Here is an 8,400-nt window from a genome sequence, read left to right as displayed (position 1 = left end):
TGGCGGAGGGGGGCGACGGCCGGGCGGCCGGCTACCTGCTGCTCGACGTGGTCGACGGCGCCGGGCACGTCGAGCAGGTCAGCGTCCACCCGGCCCACGGGCGCCGCGGCCTCGGCCGGGCGCTGCTCGCGAGCGCCGCGACGTGGGCCCTCGGTCACGGCCTCGGCGCGCTGACGCTGACGACCTACGCCGACGTGCCGTGGAACGCGCCGCTCTACTCCCGGCTGGGCTTCCGCATCCTGCGGCCGCACGAGCAGGGGCCCCAGCTGCGCGCCCTGCGGCGGCACGAGGCGGACTCGGGGCTCGACGCCTGGCCGCGCGTCGCGATGCGCCGGGTCCTCGCGGCGCCGGCGCCTCGCGGCACCGGTCCCGACGGGTGCGGGTCCTCGGCCGGGCGGTGGCGCGGGCCGTGGGGCACGCTGGGGGCGTGACGCAGCGACCGGCGGAGGGCCGGCCCGGCCGGTCCGGGAGCGCCCGCGCGTGAGGCGGACCCGTGCCCGAGGGTGACAGCGTCCTGAAGGTCGCGCGCACGCTCGACGCCCGCCTGCGCGGGGCTGTCGTGCGGCGCAGCGACTTCCGCGTCCCGCAGCACGCCACCGCGGACCTGTCGGGGCTCGCGGTCCTCGGCACCGAGGCCCGCGGCAAGCACCTCCTCACCCGGTTCGCCGGGGGGACGACCCTGCACACCCACCTGCGGATGGACGGCGAGTGGACCGTCCTCGCGCCCGGCAAGCAGCTGCCGCGGCGCGTGGTGCCGGACGTGCGGATCCTGCTCAGCACGACGGTGGGCGAGGCCCCGGGCCCCACCGCGGCCGCGCTGCGGATGCCCGTGGTCGAGCTGCTGCCCACGGCGCAGGAGCACTCGGTCGTCGGCCACCTCGGCCCCGACCTGCTCGACCCCCACCCCCACGTCGACGGGGCCGTCGCCCGCCTGGCCGCGCAGCCGGACCGGGGCATCGCGGCGGCGCTGCTGGACCAGCGCAACCTCGCCGGCCTGGGCAACCTCTGGGTCAACGAGCTCTGCTTCCTGCGCGGGCTGGACCCCTGGCGGCCGGCCGGCTCCGTAGACCTGCGCCGGGCCGTCGAGCTGGCCGTGCGGATGCTGCGCCACTCGGTGGACACGCCGCGCGCCCACCAGGTCACGACGGGCGACACCCGGCCGGGGCGGCAGCACTGGGTGTCCGGCCGGGCCGGGCAGCCCTGCCTGCGCTGCGGCACGACGATCCAGGTCGTCGCGGAGGTCCCGGGAGACGCGGAGCGACGCCGCACGTGGTGGTGCCCGCGCTGCCAGCCACCGCTGCCGGCCTCCTGAGGCGCGGGCCGCCCCGGGGTGAACGCCGGGTGGCGCCCGGCCTCCCGGCGGTGCGGGCCGGTGAACTCTCGATGACCTCTGCCGGCCGGGTCGCGCTGCAGCCGCGTTCCGCGGCGCGGGCGACCTACTGTCGTTCACGTGCAGTCCTCGACGGCCCCAGGGGCCGGGATGACGACCCCGCCGCCACGCGTCGCGCCGCCCCTCCCGGGGACCGGGAGCAGGCGCCCGCGCATCCGACCCCGGTCGGCGGTCAAGGTCGCGGTCCGGGGCTCCGATGGTGCGGGGAGAGGGCTCGCGAGCAGCGACCCGGTGATGGCCCAGGAGGCCCGCATGGCGGACGGCGCGGACGCATGACGCCGGCCACGGCCCGTCGCGGTCCGCTCGTCATCGCCCACCGCGGCTACTCGGCGGTCGCTCCGGAGAACACCCTGGCGGCGTTCGAGGCCGCGCTCCGCGCCGGCGCGGACCTGCTCGAGCTCGACGTCCACCTGTCCGCCGACGGGGTTCCCGTCGTCGTCCACGACCACACCCTCGACGCGACGACCGGCGTGAACCGGGCCGTGGGCGACGTCTCCACGACGGAGCTGTCCCACGTCGACGCGGGCACCTGGTTCTCCGGGGCCTTCGCCGGTCAGCGGGTCCCGACGCTCGCCGAGGTGCTGCGGCTCACGGCCGACCACCCCGGCGCGGGCCTCCTGATCGAGTTCAAGGGCCGCTGGGCGCCGGCGTCCGTCGCCGTGGCCGCCCTGATCGTCGCGGACTCGGGCATCGCCGACCGCTGCGTGCTGCAGAGCTTCGACCGCTCCACCGTCGCGGCCCTGAAGGAGTGGGCGCCCGACGTGCGCCGCGCGCTCCTCGTGCTGCGCCCCGAGGAGGACCCCGCCGCGCAGGCCAAGGCCCTGGCCGCGGACCTCGGCGTCATGGCCTGCAACCCCCACGTGGCGGCGGTCGTCGCGACGCCCGAGGTGGTCGGCGCCTTCCACGAGGCCGGGGTCCAGGTGTTCACGTGGACGGTCGACGAACCCCTGCTGTGGGCCGAGGTCCTGCGCTCGGGGGTGGACGGCATCATCACCAACGACCCGGCCCGGCTGCGCGGCTACCTCGACTGCCGGGAGCTGCGCATGACGCAGGACCTGCCCGCGGAGGACCGCGAGACGCTGACGCGGCGCGCCGTCGTCCAGGGCGGCCGGTCGCACCCGTCGCCCGCAGAGCTGCTGCGCCGCAGCGCCCCTCCGGCGACCCCCACCACCGTCTGAGTTCTCAGCCCGGCGCCGCGTGCAGGTGGTGCAGCAGCAGGGCCGTCTGCGCCCGCGTGATGGCGTGGTCCCCGTCGAGCGTGAAACCCAGAGCGCGCTCGGCGTGGGCGAGGCGGCCCGCGATCGAGGAGTGGTGCAGGTGCAGCTGCACGGCCGCGGCACGGTGCGATCGGGTGCGGCACACCGCGGCCAGCGTCGCGAGCAGCCCGCGCCCCCCGGGACGGCCGCCGAGCTCACCCAGCGCCCGCACGTCCGGCAGGCTGCGCGCGACGTCGCCCGGGACGGTCGCGAGCGCGGCCAGCGCGCCCAGCTCCTCGTGCGACACCAGGCGGTCGTCGCTCGTGCCGTGCAGCCCCGCGGCGGCGAAGCGCAGCGCCACGCGCGCCTGCGGCCAGGCCAGGGCGGCCGCGGCCGTGGTCGGGACCGTCCGCGTGCCCGCGGTGGTGGCCTCGCCCACGAGGTCGCCGGGCCGCAGCAGCCCGCCCTGCAGCAGCAGGGCGTCGACGCCCCCCACTTGCGCCCACCGGACGGCGTCCACCCGCTCCGCGACGCGCGTCACGAGGTCCGCGGCCCCGCCGCCCGCGACGGCCACGACCTGCACGCCGGCGTCCGCGCGCAGCCCGAGCTGCAGGGCGGCGCGGGCCCGCTCGCCGTCGTCGGCCGCGGACGACAGGACGACCTGCGCGAGCGCCTGCTCCGCGGGAGGCCCCTCGCCGGGGACGCCGACGTCCGCGCTGCGGTGCCGGGCGGAGCGGCGGTGCTCCACGGCCCGCGCCAGGTGCTGCAGGAGGAGGGCGTCGAGCGGGCCGGCGGGATCGCGCTCCAGCCACACCCGGGGTCCGTCGTGGCCCGCGCGCGGGGCCAGCAGGCGCCCGTCGGGTGCCACCCGCAGGGACGTCCCCGCCCGCGGGTCGTCGAGGCCGACGACGCACTGCGCGAGAGCCGCCGTCGCCCGCAGGACCCCCGCGAGATCGCTCTCCCGGCGCCGCACGGTGTCGAAGAACCCGGCCACCCGCGCGGCCGGGTCGGCGTCCGCCTCCAGCATCGACAACGTTCCCAGCAGCCCCTGCATCGTCGCAGCGCCTCCGATCGGGTCGGCGTCGTCGCGTCGTCGCGACGGGCGTCAGCCTACGTCGCGCCCGCCGCCCGCGGCAGGGCCCGCCCCGGCCCGTCGCCCGAGTTCGGCCCGTCGCCCGAGCTCGGCCAGCACCCGCGTGCTCCGGTCGGCGTCCGCCGGGACGGCCACGGCCGGCCCGCAGACGCCGTCGGCGTGCAGCGCGTCGCCGAACCCCGCGATGCCCTCCTCGACCCGGTCCAGCTCCTCGTCGGTGAACGCGGTCCCGACGCCGGTGGCCGTGGCGACGTCCCAGCGGTGGACCAGCAGGTCCCAGACGTAGAACCGGACGAGGGTCTCGCCGACCGTGGTCGGCCCGAAGTACCCGTCGAAGCCGGTGGCGGGCAGCGCGTCCTCGCCCAGCGCGGCCTCGACGCGCCCGGCGTGCGCGCGGAACGCCGCGGCCGGGTCGGCCGGCACGTCCGGCACCGGGCCCAGGTCCACGCCGTGCGGGGCGAGGAACTCCCGCTGCGTCGTGAGGACGTGGGCGACGACGTCGGCCGCGCTCCACCCCGCGCAGGGCGAGGAGCTTGACCAGGCGCCGGGTGCGACGGCGTCCAGCACCGCCGCGAGCGGGTCGGCGGCCGAGCGGTACCGGAGGAGGGTGCTGTTCATGCCGGGAGCGTAGCCGCACCCGGCGGACTCGCTCTTGATGGAACCCGACACCCGTGCCACGCGACTCCCGGTCGACGCCGTGGAGCGCGCCCACCTGCGCGAACCCGGCGACGCGTCGCACACGATGCACCGCTACCTGCCCGACGAGGACCTCGCGCCGCTCGTCGACCGGTTCTGGATCCCCGACTGGTCGGTGCCGCCGGGGTGCGACGCGCCGCAGCGGGTCCTGCAGCACCCGGCCTGCCTGCTGGTCGTCACGCCCGACCACGCCCGGTTCTACGGCGTCTCCTCGGGGGCGTCGACCACCGTGCTCACGGGCGAGGGGTGGGCCGTCGGCGTGCTGCTGCGGCCGGCGGCCGGTCACCTCCTCGTGCGCCGCGAGGTGGCCGCGTTCACGGACCGCTCCGTGCCCCTGGGCGAGGTGCTGGGGGACGACGCGGCGGTCGGGCTGGTGCGGAGCGTGCGTGCGGCGATGGCGGCGGACCCGCGGTCGGTGGCGGCCCACCGGCGCGCGGTGGCCGCCTACGGCGACGTGCTGCGCCCGTACCTGCCGGTGGACGAGGAGGGCCGGCTCGTGGACGCCGTCGTCGACTTCGTGCGCTCGCGCAGCGACGTGACCCGCGTCGCCCAGGTGTGCGCGGAGCTCACCCGTCCGCCTGGGCGACGTCGCCGCGGACCTCGGCTACGCCGACCAGCCCCACTTCCACCGCGACCCCACCCGCGTGACGGGCATGACGCCGGGGCAGTTCGCGGCCCGGTTCGCCCCGGTCGCCGACGACTGAGGACGCCTCCGCCGGCGGCCCGGGCGCGGGCTCAGCGGGCGACGACGTCCCGCAGGGTCGCGCGGGTGCCTTTGGCGTGCAGGGACGCGAGCGTCGTCGTGTACTCCGCCACGAACCGCTCGTCGTCGACCAGGTCGCCGAACAGCGTGCGGTCGGCGATGAACGCGGTCGGGTCCTCGGCCTGGCGGCGCGCCGCGGCGGTGAGCTGCGCCGCGAGCCGGTCCTGGACCTCGATGGGCTGCCCGTGCTCGTCCACGCCCTCCGCGTAGCGGGCCCAGGCGGCCACGACCGCGGCCGCGCGGTGGAACTCCCCGCCCGTCGCGAGCTGGTGGCGAACCACGGGCAGCAGCCACTTGGGGATCCGGTCGGAGCTCTCGGCGCACAGCCGCGCGACGGTGTCGCGGACCTCCCCGTTGGAGAACCGCGTGATGAGCTCGTGGCGGTAGGCGTCGAGGTCGATGCCCGGCACGGGCGCCAGCGTCGGCGTGCCCTCCCGCTCCATGTAGGCGAGCAGGAACTCCGCGAAGAGCGGGTCCTGCGCGACCTCGTGCACGAGCCGGTACCCGGCGAGGTGGCCGAGGTAGCACAGCGCCTGGTGACCGGCGTTGAGCAGGCGCAGCTTCATGAGCTCGTACGGCTCGACGTCCCCGACGACCTGCACACCGGCGTCCTCGTAGGGCGGGCGGCCCTGGACGAAGCGGTCCTCCAGGACCCACTGGGTGAACGGCTCGCAGACCACGGGCCAGCCGTCCTCGACGCCGAAGGCGTCGCGCACCTCGGCGCGGTCGGCGTCGGTCGTGCCGGGCGTGATGCGGTCGACCATCGAGTTCGGGAACGTCACGTGCTGGTCGATCCAGGCCCCCAGCTCGGGGTCCTTCAGCGTGGCGAACCCGACGAACACCTGGTGCGCCACGTGCCCGTTGCCCTGGATGTTGTCGCACGACATGATCGTGAACGCGGGGACGCCGCGGTCGCGGCGCCGGCGCAGGGCCTCGGTGACGAGGCCGAACGACGTGCGCGGCAGCGCGCCGTCGGCGAGGTCGGCGACCACGTCGGGCGCCTGCGCGTCGAACTCGCCCGTGACCGCGTGGATGTTGTAGCCGCCCTCGGTGACGGTGAGGGACACGATGCGGATGCGCTCGTCGGCCATCACCTCGATCGCGGCGTCCGGGTCCTCCGGCGCCAGGGTGACGTCGAGGACGGACCCGACGACCCGGGGTTCCCGGCTGCCGTCGGGGGCCTTGAGCACCAGCGTGTACAGGCCGCCCTGCGCCTGCAGCACCTCCGTGATGCGCGCGTCGTGCGGCAGCACGCCGATGCCGCGGATGCCCCAGTCCAGCGCCTTGCCGTCGTTCATCAGGCGGTCCAGGTACATGGCCTGGTGGGCGCGGTGGAAGCCGCCGACGCCCAGGTGCACGATGCCGGGCGTCACCGCGCTGCGGTCGTAGCCCGGGACCGGGACGGTCTCGCCGATGACGGCCAGGTTCTCCGGCGACAGCGGGGTGGCCGAGGTCGTCGAGGTCACTTGACGGCTCCGAGGGACAGGCCCTGCACCAGCTTGTCCTGCGCCGCGAAACCGGCCACGAGCACGGGCAGCGAGACGGCCGTGGCCGCGGCGCACAGCTGGGCGAGGAACAGGCCCTGGCTCGTGACGAAGCTCGTCAGGAAGACCGGCGACGTGCCCGCCACCGTGGCCGTCAGGGTGCGGGCCAGCAGCAGCTCGTTCCAGCTGAAGATGAAGCAGATCAGCGCGGTGGCCGCGATGCCGGGCATCGCCACGGGGGCGACCACGGTGGCCAACGTGCGCAGCAGCCCCGCGCCGTCGATGGAGGCGGCCTCGAGGATGTCGACCGGCACCTCGGCGAGGAAGGAGCGCATCATCCACACCGCGATCGGCAGGTTCATGGCCGTGTAGAGCAGGACGAGCAGCCAGATGTTGTCCAGCAGTCCGGTGTTCTGCGCGAACAGGTACAGCGGCAGCAGCCCCGCGACGATGGGCAGGAACTTGGTCGAGAGGAAGAAGAACATCACGTCCGTCCACTTCTCGACCGGGCGGATGGACAGCGCGTAGGCGGCGGGGATGGCCAGGCAGAGCACGATCAGGGTGGAGATGATCGAGGCCATCGCCGAGTTGAGCAGCGGCGCCACCGGGTCGGCCGCCAGGAACGAGCGGTAGCCGTCCAGGGTGAGGCCCGCGGCGATCGACGGCGGGTTGGTCGCGGCGTCGGTCTCGGAGTGCAGGGAGGTGAGGACCATCCACAGCACGGGGGCCACGAAGAGCAGGCCCACGACCCACGCGAGGAAGCTCCACAGCGGCTTGGCGGGCTGCATCGAACGGGCGCGGCGCTCCCGGCGCGTGGTCGCGACCCGGGCGGTGCGGGCGGGCGTGGTGGCGGTGCTCATCGGGAGACCTCCTCCTTGAACATGGACGACACCACGCGCAAGGCGAAGGTCGCGATGACGATGGTGCCGGCGACGACCACGATGCCCATCGCGGAGGCCAGACCGTACTCGTGAGCCGAGAAGAACGTCTGGTAGATCGTGTACGGCAGGTTCGCCGTGCCGAGCCCACCCGAGGTGATCGTGAACACGGCGTCGAAGTTCTGGACGATGTAGATCGACCCGAGCAGGCCCCCGAGCTCCAGGTACTGGCGCAGGTGCGGGAAGGTCAGGTAGCGGAAGATCTGCCACGAGCTGGCCCCGTCCATGCGGGCCGCCTCGACGGCGTCGCCGGGCTTGGACTGCAGGCCGGCCAGCAGGATCAGCATCATGAACGGGGTCCACTGCCAGATCAGCGCGGCCTCGATGGCGATCTTCGGTGCGGTGCTCAGCCAGTCGGGCTGGGGCGGGTTGTCGCTGCCGAACACCCGCCAGATCGTGGTGAGCAGGCCGTTGAACAGGCCGTAGCTCGGGTTGAACAACGCGTGCTTCCAGAGCAGGGCCGCGGCGATCGGCACGACGAGGAAGGGGGCGATCATCATGGTGCGCACCGCACCGCGGCCGAAGAACTTGCGGTCCAGCAGCAGCGCGATCAGCAGGCCCAGCACGAGGCTGACGAGGACGACCGTCACCGTCATGACGAGCGTGTTCCACACCGACGCGCGCAGGTTGGCGTCGGTGAAGACCTCGACGTAGTTGCTGACGCCCGCGAAGCCGCGCTCGGTCGGTCGCAGCGAGTTCCAGTCCATGAACGAGATGACGATCGTCACCACGAACGGGAGCTGCGTGACCACGATCGTGAAGATCAGGGCCGGCAGGAGGGGGGCCCGGCGGGCCCAGTCGGCCGTCTTGCGGGCCGACCCGACCGGCTTGCCCGGGGGC

9 protein-coding genes and 1 pseudogene are annotated in these 8,400 nt (G+C 75.2%); 5 read left to right on the top strand and 5 right to left on the bottom strand.

Annotated elements, in window-relative coordinates:
• From GTR02_RS17345 to GTR02_RS17335, 3 genes are all read left to right on the top strand, one after another.
• The coding region (locus GTR02_RS17345) for a GNAT family N-acetyltransferase (RefSeq protein ID WP_166608738.1) at positions 1-431 on the top strand (431 nt) is incomplete at its 5' end.
• Positions 432-493: 62 nt separating this feature from the next.
• Entirely contained in the window at positions 494-1,312 is an 819-nt protein-coding gene (locus GTR02_RS24640; RefSeq protein WP_166608737.1) for an Fpg/Nei family DNA glycosylase, read from the top strand.
• A gap of 350 nt (positions 1,313-1,662) precedes the next feature.
• The gene (locus GTR02_RS17335; RefSeq protein ID WP_166608736.1) at positions 1,663-2,568 is read left to right on the top strand and encodes a glycerophosphodiester phosphodiesterase; all 906 of its coding nucleotides are present in this window, start codon (positions 1,663-1,665) and stop codon (positions 2,566-2,568) included.
• Positions 2,569-2,572: 4 nt separating this feature from the next.
• Here the strand turns inward: GTR02_RS17335 and GTR02_RS17330 are convergent, their stop codons facing one another.
• A complete protein-coding gene (locus GTR02_RS17330) occupies positions 2,573-3,640 on the bottom strand; it encodes a hypothetical protein (protein WP_166608735.1) in 1,068 nt (355 codons plus the stop codon).
• Positions 3,641-3,691: 51 nt separating this feature from the next.
• Entirely contained in the window at positions 3,692-4,297 is a 606-nt protein-coding gene (locus tag GTR02_RS17325; protein WP_166608734.1) for a TIGR03086 family metal-binding protein, read from the bottom strand.
• 37 nt (positions 4,298-4,334) lie between these two features.
• On the opposite strand from GTR02_RS17325, the pseudogene GTR02_RS24965 reads away from it, so the two are divergent.
• Positions 4,335-4,649: pseudogene (locus GTR02_RS24965) on the top strand (DUF6597 domain-containing transcriptional factor); the annotation flags it as partial.
• Between the two features lie 304 nt (positions 4,650-4,953).
• Positions 4,954-5,079 carry an AraC family transcriptional regulator gene (locus GTR02_RS24960; RefSeq protein ID WP_205709504.1) on the top strand — a complete coding sequence of 42 codons (126 nt, stop codon included), beginning with the start codon at positions 4,954-4,956 and terminating at the stop codon, positions 5,077-5,079.
• A 31-nt stretch (positions 5,080-5,110) separates the two neighbouring features.
• Here GTR02_RS24960 and GTR02_RS17315 read toward each other — a convergent pair whose 3' ends face one another.
• The 3 genes from GTR02_RS17315 to GTR02_RS17305 form a co-directional block, all read right to left on the bottom strand.
• Complete coding sequence (locus GTR02_RS17315; RefSeq protein WP_166608733.1) at positions 5,111-6,604, bottom strand: mannitol dehydrogenase family protein; 1,494 nt, start codon at positions 6,602-6,604, stop codon at positions 5,111-5,113.
• Complete coding sequence (locus GTR02_RS17310) at positions 6,601-7,410, bottom strand: carbohydrate ABC transporter permease (protein WP_420814743.1); 810 nt, start codon at positions 7,408-7,410, stop codon at positions 6,601-6,603. Before GTR02_RS17310 ends, GTR02_RS17315 begins: the two co-directional genes overlap by 4 nt.
• Before the next feature lie 68 nt (positions 7,411-7,478).
• Positions 7,479-8,336: a carbohydrate ABC transporter permease gene (locus tag GTR02_RS17305; protein WP_166608739.1), complete on the bottom strand. Its 858-nt coding sequence runs from the start codon at positions 8,334-8,336 to the stop codon at positions 7,479-7,481.
• Between the last annotated feature and the right edge of the window lie 64 nt (positions 8,337-8,400).

The sequence above is a fragment of the Kineococcus siccus genome, from assembly GCF_009906795.1.
GTDB classification, from domain to species: Bacteria; Actinomycetota; Actinomycetes; order Actinomycetales; family Kineococcaceae; genus Kineococcus; species Kineococcus siccus.
The sequence above is the reverse complement of the archived record's forward strand: the minus strand, read 5'-3'. Positions and strand labels throughout refer to the sequence as shown.